Below are 21,076 nucleotides of genomic sequence, written 5' to 3'. Positions count from 1 at the left end.
CTTCCCCCTGCTAGCAGACCATCCGTTGTCAGTCGGTCTTGTTTCCAGCCCTGAGCGTTCGCTCCCAGGCTTTCGACCAATCGTCCAGAGCCATAAGGGCAGGGCTGAGCTTGTGGCCGAGGGGCGTCAAGGCCCAGTCGCCTTCGGGGGTGTGGGCGACGATGCCCGCCTGCTTGAGCTCGGCCAGTCGCGTGGAAAGCGTGTTGGGCGACATCTGGTCGCAAAGGGCCTGCATTTCCCTGAAGCCGCGCGGGCCGCGTCGGAGCTCCCAGAGGATTCGCAGCACCCAACGGCGACTGAGGAGGTCGAGCGCAGCCATGATCGGCCGTCCGCTCTGCGATCCTCGCACCGCTTGACCGGGCATCGGGGTGCGGCGGCGGACACTCGCCCCGAGATGTTCGTCCGCCTGCTTCTCTGACATGGGCAACCTTGCTGATGACGAATTCCATCGCACTAACCTCAAGCCGGGAGATAATCACGTGAGATCTCGCGAGCAGCTGCCCCGCAAGCGAACAGCACGTGCGGATCGAGACCAACTTCGCGGATAATCCGTTCGGTGCTGGTGCCAGGCTTCTGCGCGGGCGAAAGCCGAGCTAGCCCACCACCGCTCGTTACCTGCTGACCCTGCGCTACGATTACTGCGCCCAGATCCGGGAGGTCATGCCTTTCCAATCGTATGCCTTGACCGATTCTGCCGGTAATCCTTGCCGCCAGCGAAGCGATCGTTTCCACTCGGACGGCCGATATTCCGGCGGCTTGCAGAACTTCGAGCGCAGCTTCGACCGAGCTGCGGGCCACGGCACGTTCGATGGTGACAAGGTTTGTGTCTGGCACGCCCAGTGCCGCTGCCACTGCACGAGCGCCGAAGCGTGGGGCGGCAAGAAATATCCAACCATCCTTGGCCCGGTACAGGCGGTAGGCGTCGCTCTCGCCCTTCGCGGTTTGTCCGGCGGCCTCCGCGCGCGTCAGGGCGGAGTGTTCGAAAGCAAAGGGCAGCTGAACCAGCGTCGCCGCCGCAGCGAGCGACGTTTTGACTGAACAACCCGATCCGCCGCCTGCATACAGCGCCACCGCCGCCCCAAATGCCGCCGAGTAACCTGTCAGTGCATCAACGCAGGAGGCGATCGCATGGAGTTCAGGGTTATTCGGGTCGCCATAACGCATCATGATCCCTGCAGCTGCTTGAAGCACAGGATCGTAGCCGACGCGCGTTTCCCACGGCCCGACGTATGGACCGCTATATGCACCGATGCGGCAGGTGATCAGGCGTGGGTTGAGATCGCGCAGCGCATCCTCGGCAAAGCCGAGGACGTTCATTGCCTCGGGCGAATGATTGGTGACCAGAATATCGGCGCGCTGAAGCAATCGGCGAAGCACGTCACGTCCGCCGAGGCTCTTGAGGTCAAGGCACACGCTCTCTTTGCCTTGATTGACGTCGAGCCCATACCAAGCGGTCAGGCGCGGGCCGTGGTTCGGTAGCGGCGGCTCCACCTTGATCACGCGCGCGCCATATTCAGCAAAAACCCGCCCAGCGACTGGCCCTGCAACCATCGAGCACAGATCAACGACGAGGAGTTTCTGGAGCCACTTGGCTGTCGGCATCTCGTCCAGACTGTGTGATGAAGGTCCTGGCGTTGAGAAACGATCCGACCAGCGCGCTTGCGCCAATTCCACCCTTGCATAGCGGGGTTGCGGCGCGCGCGTGCGGCGCGGACCGGCAGTCACCATCGCCTGCGGTCCCGGTTGCCGCATTTGGCCAAGTTCAGGATCATCCAGCTGGCATACCAACCCCGCCGCTTCGAGTTGGGGCAGCATCAGCCACTCCGACGTGGTTCGCTGCACAGCGCAGGTCACGCCGCGCGCGTTCAGCATGGCCTCCCACTCGGTCGCTGAGCGGCAGCGCAGCACCCCGGCGATCAGCGCCTTGAGCCGCGCTTGGCGGGTGCGCGACAGGTTACTGGCCTCGCTCAGATTGTCGCGCCGGTCTCCGGCGGCATAGGGCTCGGCGAATACGAAACCTTCAGCCAACACCGTATCGAGCAAGCCGAGCACCTCAAGCGCAGCGCGCGCGATCTTCCCGTTATCAATGGCGAACAGATACAGATGTCTTCCGTCGGCACATTCATAGCTGGTCATCAACGCTGGATACGATTTGCGAGCGATCGCCAGCAGCTTGGTCTGTGCGGGCTCGCCACCGATCTGGGCCCACCTCCGCATCATGGGCAAGGCGATTGACCGAAGTGCCGTCGGCAATCGCAGCGCCGCATAGCGTTCCGGCTGGCGCTCGACCCTGAGATGCAGGCTCGACATCGCAGAAAGGGCCGCGTTGACCAGCGGCACCTCGATCGATGCACTTGCGTAGCCCTCTGCTCGCCGGGTTAGCGCAACCACCACAGCCGTTGCGGCATGAACGCCAGCGTAGACCGATGCGATCGGTAAAGGCGTGTAGACCGGGTCAAGACCAAAAGGCTCGCGAACGGCGTGGATGTTGGTGAACTGCGCCGTAACCGCCGCCACGATCCCTTCAAAGGCGTCAGCGCCGCCAAGCAGGTCATCGTCTGCGGCCGCGCCCGGCAGGGAAACGTGGATGACATCAGGATTGATCGCGTGCACGTCCTGTGCCCGCAGCCGCAGCTTTTCGCGGGTCGCTGGCGGAAAGTTCTCGATCACGATGTCCGCGCCCCTGATCAGATCGGCGATGCGCGCCTGGTCTGCCGGGTCGGTGAGATCTGCAGAAACGCGCTGCTTTCCGCGATTCAATACGGCGTTCACGTCGTGTTCGAAAACCGGGCCGCCGGGTGGATCGACCTTTATCACCTCGGCACCCTGGTCGGCGAGCAACATACCCACGAGTGGCCCTGCGATGTAGCAACCGAAGTCGAGCACCCGCACCCCAGCGAGCGGCGTGTGCGCTGGTGTCATGCGCGGCGCACCGGAAAGCGCGGCGCCCAGTCCTCCAGTTCGGTCTGGGAGCCGTTCGCAATATAGGAAATCGCATGATACCATCCGGCGAGCGCGAAGAGCTCGATGATCTTATCCTCATCGAAGTGACGCCGAAGCGCATCGAAGGTAGCGTCAGTCAACGAGCCGGTGTCATGGAGCTCGTCCACCATCGACAGGAGAGTGCGGTCGCGATCGTCCCAGCAGGCTTCGCCCGGTTCACCATGCACGGTGGCGTAGATCTGTTCGTCAGTCAGCTCTGCCCGGCGTGCGTAGCTGGCGATGTGGACGCCCCATTCATACTCGCATCCGCAGCGCGCAGTGACGCGATCAATCACCAGCTCGCGTGAACGGACATCATAGCCCGCGCCGCCATCCCTGCCGCGTGACAGCATGTATCCGCCCAGCGGTCCCATGGCCGTCGCGAAGGGAAGGTTGCGGGCGAAAGTCCTGAAAAGCTTGAGCGGTTCGACCGGGCTGTCTTTTGGCATCATGCGGCCGAGCGCCTGCCCCTCGGCTTCGCCATAGGGTGGATCGAGATGGGCGATACGTGGCGGCTGAGTCATTTTGCGTGCTCCGGCATCTTGCTTCCAAATTCATATCACTGTAGTAGCGCCGTATCGATACGAAAATGGAAGCAATATGATGGAAGACGGACAGATCAACCAGACCGTGGACGGGCATGTGCTGCACATCGGCATATCGCGGCCCGACAAGCGGAATAGTCTCACCCCGGCGATGATGCGCGGGCTGGCGGATGCCTTTGATCGTTTGCAAGGGGACCCCAAACTGCGCGTCGGCCTTCTCTATGGCGAGGGCGGAAACTTCACTTCCGGTCTTGATCTGTTGAAGTTTGTGCCAATCATGTCGGGCGCTGAGCCTGCGCCAAGCTACCAAGGGATCGACCCGCTCCAGCTGAAGGCGAGGCTGAACAAACCGCTTGTCGCTGCCGTGTCGGGTTTCGTATTCACCGTCGGCATTGAGCTTCTGCTCGCCTGCGACATCGTGGTCGCTGCGGACAATTGTGTTTTCGGCCAGCTCGAAACGTCGCGCGGGATCATGGTGTCTGGTGGCGGCACGGTCCGCTGGATTCAGCAAGTCGGTTGGGGCAACGCCATGCGTTATCTGCTTACGGCCGAGAAATTCAGTGCCGAGGAGGCCCTCCGGATAGGGCTCGTGCAGGAGGTCACAGCTTCGGGCTCGGAACTTGGGCGCGCTTCAGCGATCGCGACAGCCATTGCACATAACGCCCCGCTGGCCGTGCAAGCTACGAAAGCATCCGCGTTGCGCTACTTGGCGGACGGCGAACGGGAGGCGTTTGAAGCACTTCCGTCTGCACAAGCTGCTCTTGCGCGGAGTGCCGACGCTCTGGAAGGTGCAACGGCCATGATGCAACGCCGCAATCCAGTGTTCTCCGGACGGTAGATTGCCGCTGGTCGAGGCAAATCGCAACGCCCTGCTCGACAGACGATGTTCTTGCTTGGTCCCTCATTCACGACGCCGGTCGGAAAATCGGCGCGTGTTGCGCTAATGGATCCGAGCCTTGAACCCATGCTGACTGACTGGCCGCTTCCACGCCACTGAAGTGCCATGTTGAGCAGCCGAAGGTGGTGCACTTCAGCTCAGCCTTGCCAAGCTTCTTTGCCGAGCTTGCCACTTTCCGGGCAGACAGCGGACGGACAGCATACCACCCAGCTTCGGTCATAAGCGTGGCCGATCGGCGATCCCAATAGCAGCCCGGCGGCTTTTGGCGAAACCAGTCGTTCAACGCGGTGGCCGCCAACGACCAGGTCTGGTCGATTGCCGACGGAAGCGAAAGGCCGCATTATGGGACTTTTATGCCGTTCCCTCGCGGCTGGCTGAGTGGCAGGTCTTGCCAACTGCGGACATTTGGCATTTGCCCAAGCGAGACTTCAGAACTGCAGAGATTGGGCAGAAAACAGACAGTCGGCCTTCGGGCACTCTGCAAGGCAAAGCGAACCGTCGATCACAGCCGCAGAGCAGCCAGGCAAGTCGTTCGCGGGCAATCGGCTGTGCGCATGAAGTGATGTGAGCTGGACGGCAGGAGCGTCGCAGCGAGCCAAAAGCGGAGGCAGTTCATTCAAGCGATAGCCGATTGCCACCCGCAGACGGAAACCGCAGGCTCCCGGTGCGTGGCGCCTAAGGCGAGAGTCGGCGCAACGCCACAATCAACCTTCCTCACTTCCGTTCGCATTAACTGAGAAAAAACAGGGTGAAACGCCGCCAACTGAATTCGCAGTGCAGTTCAGACGCTAGATGCCGCGTTCGGCGAACCGCTTGATGATCTCATCATTGATGGCCGAGCGGGCTCGAATGAAACTCGCCTCAGCCTCTAGCCAATATCACAAGTCTCGTTTACGCGCTCAAACGCTGATTAGGCTGAAACTGTGGGTCGCGCGTGGGATACGGTCATCGTTATCGTGGCCCAGCACTATGCGGACCGCCTTACGAACCTTCGGCGCAAACTTGTTCGTCGTCTTGCTTATCGTAGACTCTTCCTCTCAGGAGTCAGGGCCTTCGGCAATCCCGGCGCGGTTCACAAGCGTGAGGTCGTCCACGACCTCACATCAGTGTCTAGGTAGTTCGTACCGCACGCCAGGCTCTGGGAGAAAGACCAGTCTGATGTGAGAAGATACGGCTGAAGTAGGCTGGGTCATCATAACCGACGGCGATGCCGACATCTGCTATCGATAAGTCTGACGAGGCCAGAAGCTGCGCAGCCTTATCGATCCGAAGTGCGATCTGATAGTGATGCGGAGGCACGCCAAACGATTCAGCAAAGGCGCGGCAGAAATGCGGCGCCGAGACTCCGGCAAGGCTTGCCAGTTCGGCAAGCGACACCGGTTCAGCCAGGTTGGCGACGAGATAGTCCACTACGCGGCGCATTATGGCCGGGGCAAGTCCGCCCCTCGCAATCCGTGCCGACACAGCTGTCGAATGGTGTTTCACAAGGGTTGCAGCGAGTTCAATCAAAGCAGCATCGATCGTCAGTCGCGCAGATGGTCCTCCACTCCGCATCGCGCCGATTGCCCTGCGGGCGATGCCGGCAACCTTGAACGATGTCGCATTCATGGGATCGACGAGTTCGATGGTGCTACCGCGGCGCGAGCTCGCCGCGTCGACCATGTCGCTTTCGAACCAACGCACTGGAAGATAGAAATGTGCGAAGCTCACACGGGCGTTGGCGAATTCAACATCTGCCGCTTCACCTGCGCGTGCGAGACAGAAAGTATTCGGGTCACATGGTGCCTGATAGCTGCGATCATTGGCCTTCAACGACCATTCCATTGATCCGCTGAGATGTACGCAGATCATATGTGCATCGGCCAAAGGCTCTGCTCTGAAGCCGGTGGGTTTGCTCTGTTCGAGACGCCAGAGCGCAATGGATGCCTCTCGCTCCGGTGATCGAGCCCAAGCTGCTGGTTCCAGTCCGAACCAGTCGACAGGTCCGTTGTTATGCGATGCCATCTCGGTTGAGGGCGCTGCACGATGTTCCGGCGTCGTCACGCTGATCCCTGCCTACATCCAGAGGTACCGACCGGAATGCGCCAGCACCGCAGAATTCAGTTTTAATCCAAAGTATTTCAATACGTTCGATCTTACCAACTTTGTTGTTCAAGTCCTAGCTTAAACGATGATGGACACACTTCGTGACGAATTGATGTTGCGCTTGCGGGGAATGTATCGAGAATAAGAATTCAGCGTTGGCGGGCTGTCGTGACAGACAAGGCCAGCGACGCAGGCGGTGCAGGCAAGGCAATTCAATCCCCGCTTCGGGTGAGCGGCAGCGCCCGCCAACTTCCGCATCAATCCCGTCCAAGTTACATAATCGCGTCCTAACGCCGCCAGTGGATCTCTGCCTAACTTTGCAACGCAGTCAGCAATTGGCGAGGTCCGTATAATGAACACATCTGCGACCACAGCTCCTCGCCGCAAGGTTCTGCCGAAGGGCCAGCTCTTGATCGGTGGTGCATGGCGTGAAAGCGCATCGGGCGAGACGATCGATAATATCGATCCAACTACCGAGGATATCACCACGACCATCGCCAAGGCGGACGTCGCCGAAGCTGACGAAGCCGTCGATGCCGCATACGAAGCCTTCGAGGATGGCCCATGGGGCCGCATGCATCACGAAGAACGGGCCAAGATCCTGTTTCGTATGGCGGACCTCATGGACGAGCGCGCCGATGACTTCGCGATCCGCGAGGCGATGGATATGGGGATGCCCTACAAGGACTTCCGCGAGATCATCATGCCGCACTGCTCCGGCCTGTTCCGTTTTTTCGGCGGGCTTGCCATGAGCGCGATGAACGGCGGCTACCGGTCAAGCTACGAGCATGACGTCCGCATCCTCACCCGGCGCGAGCCGCTAGGCGTGGTGGCAGCGATCACGCCGTTCAACTTTCCGCTGGCTCTGTCTGCTTCCAAGATCGCACCGGCGCTGGCGGCAGGCAACACCATCGTTCACAAGCCCGCATCAGACACGCCCCTGACCGCGCTTGCGCTTGCCCAGGTGGCGCTGGATGCGGGCGTGCCGGAGGGGGTCTACAACCTCATAACCGGTCCGGGTGGCAGCCTCGGCGATGCGCTGGTCAAGAACCCCAAGGTCGAGAAGATCGCCTTCACCGGCTCGACCAGTGTCGGCCAAGGCATCATGCGCAATGGCGCGAAGACGATGAAACACCTGACGATGGAACTGGGCGGCAAGTCGCCCAACATCGTCTTTGCAGATGCGAACATGGAGGCAGCGCTTCAGGCTGCGTTCTGGGGTATCTTCTGGAACAAGGGAGAAGTTTGCGTCGCCGGGAGCCGCATTCTGGTCGAGCGGGCGATTTACGACGAGTTCGTCGAGCGCCTTTCGCGCATGGCGCGCGAGGCCGTGCTCGGCGATCCGCTCGATCCCGCGACCCAGATCGGTCCGATTGCCAGCCGCGCTGAATATGACAAGGTGCTGCGATATGTGGAGGCGGGCAAGAACTCGTCGGCGCGCCTTACCGCCGGTGGTGGCACCCGCCAGATCGACGGCAAGGGCCTGTTCATCGAGGCGACGGTGTTCGCGCACGCCACCAACGATCTCGTCATCAGCCGCGAGGAGATCTTCGGTCCGGTCGTACCGGTGATCCCGTTCGAAGACGAGGACGAGGCAATCCGCCTGGCCAACGACACGCCTTACGGCCTCGCCTCAGGCATTCAGACCGGCGACATCGGGCGCGCGCTGCGTCTGGCAGACCGCATCAAGGCGGGCACCGTCTGGCTCAACACTTGGCACAAATACCATCCGAACGCGCCCTTCGGCGGCTACCGGATGTCGGGCTACGGCCGCGAACAAGGAGCCGAGGCTCTCGAAAACTACAGCCAGTACAAGACGATCTGGGCGAATTTGGCTTGACCCTGCAGCCAGCCCGGATCTGCGGCCCCCTCCGTACCTCACCCCCCTCCCCGCAGGGGGCCGCTACACTTTCCCTCAAGCAAGGCATGTGCAGATGAGCACCGGCAGACGATATGCAGCTCTTGTAGTCTTGGCGCTCGCAGCGCTTCCGGCGACCTTGGCCAGCGCGCAGGAAACGGTCGGCGATCGCTTCCGGCGTGCGGCCTGCACTAACGGAATGCCGGTGTCGCGGGCTGTGCAAAGGGCCAATGCAGCCGTGGTCCGCAGTTTTGTCGAGCAAGGTCTGGGCCGCGGCGATCTGACGGCCTTCGACCGATACGTGGCCCCCGATGTCTGGGTCTCGACAGGCCTGAAGCCGGACGCGCCGATAACGAGCCGGGAGGAATACAAACGCGTCGTCGCCGGCACGCTGGGTGTCGCGCTTTCATCGACAAACGCCACGTTGGATATTCAGGAAGTCCTGGTGACGCAGGACGGCAGGGTGATCGTGCGGTTTGTGGCCCATGCGGACCATGTCGGTTCGCTGAATGGCGTGCCTGCGACCAATCGCCGACTTACGCTCGCGGAAACCCACCTGATGTGCGTGCGCGGCGGCAAGATCGTTGAGAACTATGTCGGCGCCCTGAATCCTCTCCAATGGGAGATGATCTACTCTGACGAGATCAAGCGGCAAGTCTTGCCATGACTGGTGAGCATCGAGCCGCCACGTACCCCAGGCCATTTCGCGACCCAATCTGATCTGGTTTCCGGACATCAGGCGCACCGACGCCCGCTTCACGCCCGGCCCGCAATACCTGCCGCCAGAGGACAAAAACGGAGATCGCCAATGCCCGCACTCGAAGCCTATTGCGACGCTTATCCCTATGCCGCGTTGCCCCGCGGGGGCGGGGTTCTGACCATCAAACTCCATACCAACGGCGGCGACTGGGCGTTCAACCAGAATTCGCAGGATACGCTTGCGCGGCTGATGCGCGATGTCGCGACTGACCGCGAGACACCGGTCGTGATCGTCGATGGAACCGGGGAGACCTTTTGCACCGGGCTGGACATGGACGAGGTTGGCGCCTTCGTTTCGCAGTTCGACGCGGCCAGCGCTGATCGCTGGATCGTCAACGGCCGCGCGCTGCGTCTGGCAGACCACATCAAATCGGGCACGGTTTGGCTCAGCACCTCGCACAAATACGATCTTGACGTGCCCGTCGGTGGTTACCGGATCTCGGGCCACGGCCGCGAACAGGGGGCCGAGCCTCTCGAGAACTGCAGCCGGTACACAACGATCCGGGCGAATTAAGGTTAAGGAGAGCACCGGCATGGACCCGATCCTAGATCTTCCCGCTGACCTGCCGCCACACGATCCGGCGCCGCCCCACTATGTTCCGGCTCGAACAATCTGCGAATGGCCGGTAGGCACCTTCGTCGAGAATTTGGTGCCGCTGACCGACGGTTCCTTCGCAGTCTCGGTGCTGAGCGAGGCGCGGATCGACCGCGTCTGGCCGGACGGGCGGCGCGCGACACTGGTTCAGTTGACGCTCCCGGTCACCGGCCTCGTTCGGATCGGCAGCACGCTATTCGCGGCGGTCGGCGTACCCGAGAAGGCACCGTGGTCGATCTGGACGATCGACCTCGCGAGCGGTGCGGCGACCCAGTTGTTGGAGGTCGCGGGCGCGGTGTTCCTCAATGGGATGGCAGCGCTCTCCAAGAGTGTCCTGCTTGCCAACGAATCGGTGCATGGGCGCGTCCTGCGCGTTGATCTCGGCGCTCGCGCCTCCACAATCTGGCTTGAGGACGAGCGTCTTCTGCCAGCGCCGAAGGCGCCTTTCCTGCCCGGGGCGAACGGGCTCAAACTGCACGACGGCTACGCATGGATCACTTCCAACGGCCGCGCCCTGTTTTGCCGCGCACCAATAGTCGGGGACCGAGCGGGGATACTGGAAGTTGTCGCCGAGCGGCTGCGGGGCGACGACTTCGCCTTCGACACTGCCGGGAATGCTTATATCGCGACGCATATCGGCCACAGCCTCGACCGGCTGGCGCAGAACGGCACGCGGGTGACGCTCGCTGGTGCTGACCACGGCCTAGCCGGTTCCACCGCCTGCGCTTTCGGTATCACCCCTGCCGATGCGGGCGCGCTCTACGTAACCACGACTGGCGGTATTATTGGCCCGGTCGGCGGCGCGCTGCAACCGGCGCGGCTTGTCCGCCTTGCCCTTGGCGCAACCGGCGCGCCCCTTTTTCCCGAGGAACCGGCATGACGAAAATCCTGTTTGTCACCACCAGCCATGGCGATGTCGGCGGCATGCCCACCACCGGCATCTGGCTCAGCGAGTTCGCCGAACCCTATGCGCATTGCATCACGCACGGGATGGATGTGGTGGTGGCTAGCCCACGCGGCGGCCCCGCGCCGGTCGATCCGCGCGGCTACCCGGCGGCTGCGGAGATCACCGAGTATCGCGACGCGCTTGAACGTCTCAACGCTACCCAGCGACTGGCAGGGATCACCCACGATGGGTTCGACGGTATTTTCATGCCCGGCGGACACGGGCCGATGTTCGACCTTGCCACCCATGCAGAGCTGAAAGCGCTGATCGCCGCTTTCTGGAGCGCGGGCAAGCCGGTCGGCTCGGTCTGCCATGGCCCGGCATCGCTGCTCAACGTGGTCCTGCCCGGTGGAACGACCCTTCTGCGCGGGCGGCGAGTGACGGGCTTCACCCGCGAGGAGGATGCGCAAGACCCGCTGTTCGCGCACATGCCTTTCTCCTTGCAAGACCGAATGGAGCAAGAGGGCGCGAACTTCGTGTCGAGCCCCGCGCATCAGCCGCATGTTGAGATCGACGGGTTGCTGGTCACGGGCCAGAATCCGCAGTCCGGCCTTGCCGCAGGCCGCGCGTTCATCGGGTTGGTTGAAGCCGGCAGGCGGCCGTCATGAGCCACCTCGTTGCCTGCAGAATCGCAGCCGGCGCCCTACCTCATCTCATGGCGCTGCGTCTCGCTCATCTCGAATACATCGCGGCGCATCGAGATCGCATCCTGTTCGGCGGCCCGACCCGCGACGGGCAGGGTCAGCCCGAGACAATGATGATCGTCCTGAGCGATACCGACGCCGCCCATGCCGAGGCCTTCATCGCGGCGGAGCCCTATAACGCGTCGGGCAAGGTCTTCGAGGAGGTTACCATCCGCCCTTGGTCGCAGGTCCTGCCCGAAGCCGAGCCACACGCCCTCGCCCTCGCGATCGCCAACGAGCGAGCAAGGGCCGGATCATGACGCCCCCCCGTCGCATGATTGTCGGGGTCTCGGGTGCAACCGGAGTTGTTTACGCCATTCGATTGCTTGAGGTGCTCCGCGATCTCCGCATCGAGAGCCATCTCGTCATCAGCAAGCCGGGTGAGATGACGCTGGCCTATGAGACGGAGCTCGCCACGCGCGAGCTGCGGGCCATGGCCGATTTCAGCTATGCGATCGGCGATGTCGGCGCCGCGATCTCGTCGGGTTCCTTCCGGACGATGGGCATGGTGGTAGCGCCGTGCTCGATGCGCACGGTGGGCGAGATCGCGGCCTGCACATCATCCAATCTGCTGACCCGGGCCGCCGATGTCTGCCTGAAGGAACGGCGCCGACTGGTGTTGATGGTGCGCGAGACACCGCTGCATATCGGCCACCTCAAAGCGATGCTCACCGCGACCGAGGCGGGTGCCATCATGTTCCCGCCGGTGCCCGCCTTCTATGCCCGGCCGCAGAGCCTGGCCGACATGGTCGATCACACCATCGGCCGCGTGCTCGACCTGTTCGATCTCGACGCCGGTCTCGTCGACCGCTGGACCGGAGAACTGCCCAGCCGCCCGTCTGCAGACGTCGTGCCCCTTGAAAGGAGCTCAGAGTGACTCCCCTCATTCACGTCTTCGCTGCTCCGCAAGACAAGTTCTTCGTGAACAGCTTCATCATCGAGGGCGAAGCGGCATTGGTGCTCGTCGATACCCAGTTTCTCGTTTCAACCGCCGAGGCACTGGCGGACAAGGTCGCTGGCCTCGGCAAGCCGCTCGCCGGTATCGTGATCACGCATCCGCACCCCGATCACTTCAATGGTCTTCCGATCCTGCTCGATCGGCTGGGCCGTGTCCCTGTCTATGCCACCAGGACGACGATCGATGGGATCGCCGAGACGCAGGCGTCGAAGCGGGCCACCTGGACGCCTATCTACGGCGACGACTACCCGTCGTTGGATGCGCTACCGGATCAGGTGACGGGCAGCGACGAGACATGGACCATCGGCGGGATCGTGATCCGCGTCGTTGATCTTGGGCCGGGCGAGAGCAGTGATATCACGGTGCTGCATGTGCCTGATGCCGATGCGCTGATCGTATCGGATCTTGTCTATCACGGTTGCCACCCTTGGCTGGCAGAACATCGCAGCGATGCCTGGCTTGATCAGCTTGATCGGGTCGAGAGCATGTTCCCCGATACGCTTCACATATTCCCCGGCCACGGGATTGCCGGCGGCCGAGCGCTGTTCGACCTGCAACGCCGCTACATTCGCGAGCAGCAGGCCCTTGTCGCGCAGCATGCGCGGGGCGGCGTCCTCGACACGGCTGGCCTTGCCGCGGTCCGTGCAGCAACGCTCGCCGGACGTGAGGATTGGCCGCTCGAAGCCCTTGTCGACATGAATGCGGCGGCACTGGCCGCTGAACTGGCGGAGCAACAGGCATGACCCACCATATGGACCTGCGCAGTTATCTCGATGCGCTGGAATCGATCGGCGAAGTGCAGCGGATCACGCGCCCGGTCGCACTCGACCTCGAGATCGGCGCTGTCAGCCGGCGCGCAGGCGAGACCGGACAGGCCGCGCCGCTCTTCGAGAACATTCCCGAGCGCCCGGGCATGCGCGTGCTCGGCGCACCCGGCGGCGTGTCCTCGCGCCCGGGCCAATGGCTAGCGCGCATCGCCACTGCGGTCGGGCTGCCGGCAGAGGCCAGCAGCCGCGACATCGTCGAGGCCTTTGCAGCCGCCCGCGCCCGCCCACTCGTGCCGCCCCGCATCACCGAGACCGGACTGTGCAAGGAGAACATCCACATCGGCACGGATGTCGACCTGATGGAACTGCCCGCACCGCTCCTCCACGACGGCGACGGCGGGCGTTATCTCAACACCTTCGGCATCATCTGCTGCGAAACGCCGGACAAGAGCTGGCGCAGCTGGTCGATCGCGCGGATCATGGTGATCGACGGGAAGCGCATGGCCGGGATCATCGCGCCTAACCAGCACATCGGCATGGTCCGCAAGACCTGGACCGATATCGGAAAGGACATGCCGTTCGCGCTCGCCCTCGGCGGACCACCCGTGCTCCCTTACGTGGGCGGCATGCCGCTTCCCGAGTTCATGAGCGAGGTCGAATTTGCCGGTGCTATCCTGGGCGAAGGCATGGAGGTGGTGCGCGCCGAGACGGTCGATGTGCTGGTTCCCGCCACGGCAGAGATCGTCGTCGAGGGCCATGTCTCGCAGACGGAGACCGCGCCGGAAGGGCCGATGGGTGAATACGCCGGCTATCTCTGGGAAGGCCCTCCCAGCCCCAAGCCCGTCTACAATGTGACCGCAGTCACTCATCGCGACAATCCGATCCTGCCGATCAGCGTTGCTGGTGAGCCGCCGGAAGAGAACCATACCGCGTGGGGCATTCCCAATGCCGGCGAGATCGTCTTCCTGCTTCGTGAGGCCGGATTCCCGGTGGCGACCGCCTGGTCGCCGTTCGAGAGCACCAACCACTGGTTCGCGATCAGCGTCGAACGCGACTGGCGCGCCAAGACCGGCCTGCGCTCCTCCGAGCTGTGCCGCCGGGTTGCCGAGATCCTGTTCGAGAAGAAAGGCGGAATGGGCACACCCAAGTATCTGGTGGTCAACGACGATATCGACATCTCGAACACGCAGGAGCTCGTCTGGGCATTCGCCACGCGCAACCATCCCGGCAGCCGGGGCGCGCTTGTCTACAACGACGAGAACACCAATCCACTGGTGGCCTATATCGACAATGCCGAGAAGGCGTCGCTGCGCACCACCAAGGTCATTTACAACTGCCTCGATCCCGAGCATCTTGGCGGCAAGCTACCCAAACGCTCGTCGTTCCGCTTCGCCTACCCGGCCGAGCTTCAGGCGCAGGTGAAGGAGCGTTGGGGCGACTACGGCTATCCGGTCGACGATGCCGAGACACGCCGAACCAGCCTGCAGCAATCATGAAGGGCAGCGCCATGTCCGCCAACCCGCGCGGTGCCGAACACGGCCCGTCATTCCGACAGACGGAGTACAAGTCATGAAAATAGGCATTATCGGTGCAGGCCACATCGGGGGAACGCTTGGCCATCTACTATCAGGTGCAGGGCACGAGATCCTTTATGGCACCCGCAGCGCCGCCGCAGTCGGCGCTGCGGGTGGAACCGCCGCCGAAGCGGCGGATTTCGGCGAAGTGGTCATTTTCGCCGGGCCGTTCGGAGCTTGGCCCGACTTCGCGCGGGACAACGCTGCTACACTAGCGGGCAAAGTCCTGATCGATGCCTCCAATCCCTATCCGGACCGTGATGGCCCGATGGCCCAGGAGGTGGTTGCGGCTGGCAAGGGTTCGGCCACCTATGTCGCTGAACTGCTGCCGGACAGCCACGTAGTGCAGGCGTTCAATACCATCTACTTGATCGACCTGCGCGACCAGGCTGGCAGGGCGGGCGAGAAGCTGGCCATGCCCATCGCGGGCGATCATGCCGAAGCAGTGGTGATTGCCGCAGGTCTTGCTCGAGACGCCGGGTTCGATCCGGTCGTGGTCGGCGGCCTCGACCGCTCGATCGACCTCGATCCCGGCAGCCCGATCTATGCAAAATCCATGACGGCGGCAGCCGTGCGCGCAACACTTGGCCTTTCGGCCGGGACCATCTGAAAGAGCACGAGCATGAAGATCGGAATCATCGGTGCCGGGAATGTCGGAACCGGACTTGGCAAGCGTCTGGCGGCCAAAGGCCACGACATCGTGGTCAGCTTCGCCCGCAGCCCGGACAAGGTCGAGTCTGCAGCCGCGGCGATCGGCTTTGGCGCCCGGGCCGGTTCGCCGGAAGAGGCGGCTCGGCATGGTGACGTGGTCATCATGGCCACGCCTTGGGGCGCGACGCTTGCTGTGGTACGCGTGATCGCTCCGCTGCTTGCCGGAAAGATCCTGTGGGATACGACCAATCCACTCAAGGCTGACATGAGTGGGTTGGAAATCGGCACCACGACGAGTGGCGGCGAGGAGGTCGCCCATGTCGCGTCTGGTGCACGTGTCGTCAAAGCCGTGCCTCCCTTCGCCGAGATGCTGCATTCCCAGTCAATGGAAATCGACGGTCAGCTGCCCGGGGTGTTCGTCTGCGGCGACGACGCAGAAGCCCGCTCGGTTATCGTCGGCCTGATCGGCGACATTCCAGCTGCCGCTGTGGACGCCGGACCGCTTTCGCTCGGCCGCTATATCGAGCCGCTCGGCATGCTGTTGGTACAGTTGGCCTACGTGCAAGGCATGGGTGCCCGGATAGGAGCTACACTCATCCATTAAGTAGGAATGCGATGCCGACAGGGCAGTTTGAGGGCAAACGGATTCGCATCGTTGGGGGAACGTCCGTGACGTGATGCTACATGATCCGGGTCTATTAGAATGGGTGTTCTCATTTCTTGAGCGACGATCTCTCCATCGGCAACGGCGGATGGACGGCCTGCGGTCATAAGGGCGCCATTCGTTGATGACCGTTATCGGCGAAAGCAGACTAAGGTTGGAATGGCTGAATTGACCTAGTTTGGTCGGTTTTCGCCGGCTGCAATCAAGCAAACCGACTACGTGCTCCTCACCAGACTCGAACGTCTGCTTGCATTGAAAACGGTCGTTTTCGATACAGTACAGAATTTGGTACACGGTTTCGATACAGGTGCGCCATGCCACGAGTTTTTGCTTACTGCCGCGTCAGCACAGTTGATCAAACCCCCGAAAACCAAGTCCTCGAAATCCAAGCGGCAGGCTTCCAACTTGAACCACGACGGGTCATCACCGAGAAGGTATCGGGCTCGACGCCAGCGATGGAGCGACAAGGCTTCCGCAAGCTGATCGATCGGCTCGACTGGGATGACGTCCTGATCGTCACCAAGCTCGACCGGCTAGGCCGCAATGCCATGGATGTTCGCGCGACCCTCGAACGGCTCCACTCGTTGCGATCCTCGCGGAGCTTGGCCCGGCATGGGAAAATGATGCGATCCGGCAAAAGCTGGCGAAGTGGTACTGGTGCGGGGTCTTTGGCGAACTTTACGGGTCCGCCGTCGAGAGCCGCTTCGCGCTCGATATTCGGGACTTTTCGCCATGGGTCAGCGGCGGAACAGAACCGCAGACTGTTCAGCGCTCCAGCTTTGAAGAGAAGCGACTTCGCACCCTGCGATCGCGTCTATCCGCCGCTTACAAGGGCGTCCACGCCCTGCTTATGAAGTCTGGTGCGGAGGACTTCAAATCTGGTCAGCCTTACGACCAGACCGTGTTCTTCGACGAAAACGTCGATATCCACCACATCTTCCCGGAGGCCTGGTGCAAGAACCAGAAGATCGAACCCGCGATCTACAACAGCATTGTCAACAAGACGCGGCTCGCCTCTGCTACCAATCGGATGCTCGGCGGGGTTGCACCTTCAACGTACCTTGGTCGCCTGCCGAAGGGGAATGACAGCAACCCGCCGATAGCTGCCGATCGGTTGTCAGCCATCCTGACGAGCCATGAGATCGATGAAGATCTGCTCGCTGCGGACGATTTCAATGGTTTCATGGAGCTTCGCCGTGCCAGACTGCTCTCGTTGATTGAGACCGCCATGGGCAAGGAAGCTGTCCGCGAGAGCACCCAGCCTATGGGGCAGGAAGATGAGTACTACGGCGAAGAGGAGCTTGAGGAAGCGGCTTGAAACCGAAGCCCAACCACACTCTCCTAGACATCAAGGCCGTACATGACCCCTCAGAGTTTCATTGCAAAGTGGCGCAACACCGAGTTGAAAGAGCGCTCTGCATCGCAGAGCCACTTCAACGATCTGTGCGCGCTGCTCGGCATTCTCGATCCGATCACCGCCGATCCCAAGGGGGAATGGTTCGCCTTCGAAAAGGGCGCAACCAAGACGAGCGGTGGCGAGGGCTTCTTGAACGGCTTGTTTATCGCTCGAAACGCGCGAATCTCTGCGTCCTTCAGAGGCATCTGGGGGCAAGGCCTTTCGTCAAAGCGATGCCGAATGCCTGAAGTGCCCCCATTGATGCCCCCAATTCCCGCGGATTGTGGGGGAATGCCAGAAACCGTCCAGCGACAACGCGGGACAATAAATGCCAGAATTCTGGGGGTTTGGCGAGCCCCGAGGGGCAATCTGATACAGGAAAATGGTGCCAGAAGAGGACTCAATTTAGGCCACCATACGGCTGTAAAATAAAGAGAACCTGAATTCGAAAAATGAAATGGCCCCCAAAATGGCCCCCGAAGTGGTGTGGATTGGCGCGAACTAGTGTGGCCGATGGCGGCCACTAGCATCGAAAATGCCGAATCGAGCGTCATGCAATCCCTGGCAAGGTTCTATCGCAATGATGGCCAAGGCGCTCATCCTTTTCAGGGTCTGGGCGCATGGTGTGTGCCCCGGCCCCGCAACGCTCGGGCGACCCCCAGCTGTGCGAGTCGGGCGGCACTAGTGCATTTTCTGGACATCTGACCGCGCTTCAGTTGGGCGGCGCACCATCATCGATGGCCGCGCGGCCTGAGTAAAATGCGCTGCCGGCAGTTTGCCTCGTTCGATTTCAGGCACGCGTCCGAGAATTCCAGCGAGCTCTATCACTTCAGCCCAGACTTTCGATTGCACGCGGCGCCGCGCCGGCCTGCGGATTGATTCCATGCATCACGCTACAAGGCAGCAGCGGAAAACTGGGAGCAGGCCACCGACACGGCGTTAACGTTAATCCAGGAATAGAAATATACATCCCAGGGAGATAAAAAAAGAATCCAGGCTATTGACTCGAATCGATTCGAGTCGGTATCTGGGTTCCATCAGGCACTTTTCTCAGTTACAGGAGTTCACACATGTTCAATTTCGACCATCCCACGGAGACCGATATGACCAGCCTCGACGATCTTCTCGCCGGCACCGACAGTGTCACGCGGGAGTTTGCCTGCCTGCTGGGCAGCAATTCCGGGCACCCTGTTCTCGTGATCAACTTGCCCGCGTTCGAAGCCGTGGAAACCACTACGGTCTACAATGACCCGAACGATGAAGATGAGACTGCCCAGCGCGAACTCAGTGAAGCACACGCAAATGGCCTGGCCGCCTATGTCCTTCAGGCGGCGGCTGTTGCGGGGCTGAAAGATCGTGAGCGCCGCAAGCTGCCCGTCCCCGCAGAGTACAAGCATCTCATCGATTTGATGGGGCCGCAGGAAGTGTTCGCACTTGCGCCTTGGACCGCGAATCTGCGCGGCGTCGATCGCAATGACGCGAACGCCCTCCGGTTCGAGCCGCTGGCGAAGATCAACGGCGTCAATGTGGTCAAGGCTTGGCTGCGGACCTCGGTCAACTGGTCTCTCCTCGACGGCCAGCACCGTAGGGCTGGCCTGGACCGTGCCCGGGCGTTTCTCGATTATGTCGCGACGACTGGGACCTACCCCTCTGGAAAGGGGAAGCGCTCCTTCTTCGGCCTGAAGGGCACGGTCCCTGATGCCCAGAAGCAGTTTTGGAGTGATGCGCGGGAGTCCTTGCTCCGCATGACCGTAACGATCGATTTGCACATCGGCCTGTCTGTCGAGGAAGAGCGCCAGATTTTCGCCGACCTGAACAACAAGGCCCGCAAGGTCGCGACGGACCTGTCATACCAGTATGACCGGGCCAACCCGATCATCGTCTTCATCCAGGACGAACTCGCCGGCGTTGTCGGTGTCGAAGACGATGGCGGTCTGTCCCTGACCGAACTGGCCAGCGTCAACGCCATTGCCTTCCAGAACAAGACCAACGTGAGGGGCGCCATCCCCACGCAGGTCGCCGAGCGCAAGGACGTGGTGAAGATGATGTGGGATGCGATCCGCGAGGTGGAAGGCTACCCCGACATGGAAGCGACCGTCATCCGGCAGATCGTGGTGCAGAAGGCCGTGGCCAAGCTGGTCTACGATTTCGGCTTCTCCCGGTCGATCCAGCCCAGCGACGCAGAACACCTGCAGACGATCCTCAACAACCTCAACGACGTCGATTTCAGCCACGAGAACAAGCTGTGGCAGTACTTCTTGATGCCTGAGGAAGAGCGCTCGCAGCTCAAAATCTTCAACGGGATCGAGGCGTACCTGGCCAAGGACGAAAACGGCAAGGTGCTCGAACGCGATCTGGGCTCGTACCAGAACGGCCGGTTCACCTTCTCGGTGAAGCACAACGACGTCTACCCGGTAATCGCGGATATGATCCGCTTCAAGCTTGGCCTGCCGAGCCGTCACGCCTGATCGGCATCGGCAGTCCGGATGTGGGGGCGTGGGCAACCACGCCCCTTTTTCATTTTGCTAAGAAGTCTAGAGAAATCAGACTCGTGCGCTTGCTGCTCGGTGGTAGGCGCATTCGGGCCCGATGATGACTGATGGTGCAAAGTAAACGGTGCAGACGGTTAGGAGATAGGAATGGACGTAGCCTACGACATAATCGGCGATATCCACGGGCACGCCGATCGGCTTGAGGCACTGCTGCACAAGCTCGGCTATAGCCATCGGGCCGGTGTCCGGCGCCATCCTGAAAGGCAGGCGATATTTGTTGGGGATCTGGTCGATCGGGGGGAGCACCAAGTTCGGACTCTCCGGATTGTCCGGGCCATGGTTGAGGCTGGAACAGCCAGGGCTATCATGGGTAACCATGAATTCAACGCAATCGCCTGGGCCACGCCCGACAGGCACGAACCAGGCGAGCATTTGCGGCGAAGGACTGGCCATACAGGGCAGAAGAACCGACGCCAGCATCACGCCTTCCTTGCCGATGTCGGAGAGGATTCGGCCGAGCACAAGGCGTGGATCGAATGGATGAAGCAATTGCCGCTCTGGATTGAAGAGCCAGGAATGCGGGTTGTTCATGCGTGCTGGAGCCCGCGACATGCCGAAGCGCTCAAGCCCCACCTCGCAGATGGTGCTCGTTTGACCGAAGAACTGATTGAGAACGCCAGCCAGCGGGGTACTGACGCTTACGTTGCGCTCGAGACGCTGCTGAAGGGTGAGGAGATCGCTCTGCCAGAAGGGGTGTCATTCCACGACAAGGACGGGCACGAGCGCCACGAAATTCGCACGCAGTGGTGGAACCCGCATTTGACGACATATCGGGATGCCAGCATCGGGCTGCGCCCTGAGGATGTGCCAGATGTTGCGATCGTTGGGCGGGAAGTAATCCCCGAGACAGACCGGCCAACTTTCATCGGCCATTATTGGCTGAACCCCCGCGAACCTATGAAGCCGCGCTCCAATCGTGTGGCTTGTGTCGATTACAGCGCCGGCAAAGGTGGTCCGTTGGCGTGCTATCGGTTTGATGGCGAAAGCGAGCTGTCCGCGTCGAAATTTGTCGCTGCCTAGGTGCGTAGAGCGTCCGTCCAGCCAGTCGGATTTGATGCCGTTTGCGGCCAGCCCCATTTTCCATGGAACTAAGTGAACAGCCGATGTCATTTTGGCCCGCGGTGGGTGCGGTGTTCGAATATTCCCTAGATGGGAGGGGGGAC

Annotated in this window: 20 protein-coding genes and 1 pseudogene; 17 read left to right on the top strand and 4 right to left on the bottom strand. The window is 61.6% G+C overall.

The window, feature by feature from the left end; genetic code table 11:
• Window positions 1-28 precede the first annotated feature (28 nt).
• The 3 genes from ACODS2_RS07770 to ACODS2_RS07760 form a co-directional block, all read right to left on the bottom strand.
• Window positions 29-319, bottom strand: coding sequence for a winged helix-turn-helix transcriptional regulator (locus ACODS2_RS07770; RefSeq protein ID WP_488998298.1), 291 nt, complete (start codon window positions 317-319; stop codon window positions 29-31).
• Between the two features lie 140 nt (window positions 320-459).
• The gene (locus ACODS2_RS07765) at window positions 460-2,922 is read right to left on the bottom strand and encodes a CoA transferase (protein ID WP_488998297.1); all 2,463 of its coding nucleotides are present in this window, start codon (window positions 2,920-2,922) and stop codon (window positions 460-462) included.
• Complete coding sequence (locus ACODS2_RS07760) at window positions 2,919-3,506, bottom strand: carboxymuconolactone decarboxylase family protein (protein ID WP_488998296.1); 588 nt, start codon at window positions 3,504-3,506, stop codon at window positions 2,919-2,921. Before ACODS2_RS07760 ends, ACODS2_RS07765 begins: the two co-directional genes overlap by 4 nt.
• Before the next feature lie 76 nt (window positions 3,507-3,582).
• Here ACODS2_RS07760 and ACODS2_RS07755 point away from each other — a divergent pair, with 76 nt between their 5' ends.
• On the top strand, window positions 3,583-4,365 hold the full coding sequence (locus ACODS2_RS07755; protein ID WP_488998295.1) for a crotonase/enoyl-CoA hydratase family protein: 783 nt from the start codon (window positions 3,583-3,585) through the stop codon (window positions 4,363-4,365).
• A gap of 1,170 nt (window positions 4,366-5,535) precedes the next feature.
• Here ACODS2_RS07755 and ACODS2_RS07750 read toward each other — a convergent pair.
• On the bottom strand, window positions 5,536-6,468 hold the full coding sequence (locus ACODS2_RS07750; RefSeq protein WP_488998294.1) for a helix-turn-helix domain-containing protein: 933 nt from the start codon (window positions 6,466-6,468) through the stop codon (window positions 5,536-5,538).
• 394 nt (window positions 6,469-6,862) lie between these two features.
• On the opposite strand from ACODS2_RS07750, the gene ACODS2_RS07745 reads away from it, so the two are divergent.
• The 16 genes and pseudogenes from ACODS2_RS07745 (at window position 6,863) to ACODS2_RS07670 (ending at window position 20,933) form a co-directional block, all read left to right on the top strand.
• Entirely contained in the window at window positions 6,863-8,350 is a 1,488-nt protein-coding gene (locus ACODS2_RS07745; RefSeq protein ID WP_488998293.1) for an aldehyde dehydrogenase family protein, read from the top strand.
• Between the two features lie 157 nt (window positions 8,351-8,507).
• Window positions 8,508-9,035 carry an ester cyclase gene (locus tag ACODS2_RS07740; protein WP_488998292.1) on the top strand — a complete coding sequence of 176 codons (528 nt, stop codon included), beginning with the start codon at window positions 8,508-8,510 and terminating at the stop codon, window positions 9,033-9,035.
• 141 nt (window positions 9,036-9,176) lie between these two features.
• Complete coding sequence (locus tag ACODS2_RS07735; protein WP_488998291.1) at window positions 9,177-9,641, top strand: aldehyde dehydrogenase family protein; 465 nt, start codon at window positions 9,177-9,179, stop codon at window positions 9,639-9,641.
• A 19-nt stretch (window positions 9,642-9,660) separates the two neighbouring features.
• Window positions 9,661-10,602 carry an SMP-30/gluconolactonase/LRE family protein gene (locus tag ACODS2_RS07730; protein ID WP_488998290.1) on the top strand — a complete coding sequence of 314 codons (942 nt, stop codon included), beginning with the start codon at window positions 9,661-9,663 and terminating at the stop codon, window positions 10,600-10,602.
• The gene (locus ACODS2_RS07725; protein WP_488998289.1) at window positions 10,599-11,276 is read left to right on the top strand and encodes a type 1 glutamine amidotransferase domain-containing protein; all 678 of its coding nucleotides are present in this window, start codon (window positions 10,599-10,601) and stop codon (window positions 11,274-11,276) included. Before ACODS2_RS07730 ends, ACODS2_RS07725 begins: the two co-directional genes overlap by 4 nt.
• A gap of 47 nt (window positions 11,277-11,323) precedes the next feature.
• Complete coding sequence (locus ACODS2_RS07720) at window positions 11,324-11,611, top strand: YciI family protein (RefSeq protein WP_488998288.1); 288 nt, start codon at window positions 11,324-11,326, stop codon at window positions 11,609-11,611.
• Window positions 11,608-12,228 (top strand): UbiX family flavin prenyltransferase, encoded by a 621-nt coding sequence (locus tag ACODS2_RS07715; protein ID WP_488998287.1) that lies wholly within the window; start codon window positions 11,608-11,610, stop codon window positions 12,226-12,228. The genes ACODS2_RS07720 and ACODS2_RS07715 overlap by 4 nt, the downstream gene beginning before the upstream one ends.
• Window positions 12,225-13,052, top strand: coding sequence for an MBL fold metallo-hydrolase (locus ACODS2_RS07710; protein ID WP_488998286.1), 828 nt, complete (start codon window positions 12,225-12,227; stop codon window positions 13,050-13,052). The genes ACODS2_RS07715 and ACODS2_RS07710 overlap by 4 nt, the downstream gene beginning before the upstream one ends.
• Window positions 13,049-14,572, top strand: a complete 1,524-nt coding sequence (locus tag ACODS2_RS07705; RefSeq protein ID WP_488998285.1) for a UbiD family decarboxylase — start codon at window positions 13,049-13,051, stop codon at window positions 14,570-14,572. Before ACODS2_RS07710 ends, ACODS2_RS07705 begins: the two co-directional genes overlap by 4 nt.
• A 73-nt stretch (window positions 14,573-14,645) precedes the next feature.
• Window positions 14,646-15,260: an NADPH-dependent F420 reductase gene (locus ACODS2_RS07700; RefSeq protein ID WP_488998284.1), complete on the top strand. Its 615-nt coding sequence runs from the start codon at window positions 14,646-14,648 to the stop codon at window positions 15,258-15,260.
• A 12-nt stretch (window positions 15,261-15,272) separates the two neighbouring features.
• Complete coding sequence (locus tag ACODS2_RS07695) at window positions 15,273-15,905, top strand: NADPH-dependent F420 reductase (RefSeq protein ID WP_488998283.1); 633 nt, start codon at window positions 15,273-15,275, stop codon at window positions 15,903-15,905.
• Window positions 15,906-16,279: 374 nt separating this feature from the next.
• Window positions 16,280-16,819, top strand: coding sequence for a recombinase family protein (locus tag ACODS2_RS07690; RefSeq protein ID WP_488998282.1), 540 nt, complete (start codon window positions 16,280-16,282; stop codon window positions 16,817-16,819).
• Window positions 16,816-17,283 (top strand): hypothetical protein, encoded by a 468-nt coding sequence (locus ACODS2_RS07685; protein ID WP_488998281.1) that lies wholly within the window; start codon window positions 16,816-16,818, stop codon window positions 17,281-17,283. Before ACODS2_RS07690 ends, ACODS2_RS07685 begins: the two co-directional genes overlap by 4 nt.
• Window positions 17,284-18,431: 1,148 nt before the next feature.
• On the top strand, window positions 18,432-19,829 hold the full coding sequence (locus ACODS2_RS07680; RefSeq protein WP_488998280.1) for a DNA sulfur modification protein DndB: 1,398 nt from the start codon (window positions 18,432-18,434) through the stop codon (window positions 19,827-19,829).
• Window positions 19,830-20,000: 171 nt separating this feature from the next.
• A pseudogene (locus ACODS2_RS07675) lies at window positions 20,001-20,228 on the top strand (metallophosphoesterase); the annotation flags it as partial.
• A 276-nt stretch (window positions 20,229-20,504) separates the two neighbouring features.
• Entirely contained in the window at window positions 20,505-20,933 is a 429-nt protein-coding gene (locus tag ACODS2_RS07670) for a metallophosphoesterase family protein (protein WP_488998615.1), read from the top strand.
• Window positions 20,934-21,076 lie beyond the last annotated feature (143 nt).

The sequence above is a fragment of the Novosphingobium sp. FG137 genome, assembly GCF_057809735.1.
The sequence above is the reverse complement of the archived record's forward strand: the minus strand, read 5'-3'. Positions and strand labels throughout refer to the sequence as shown.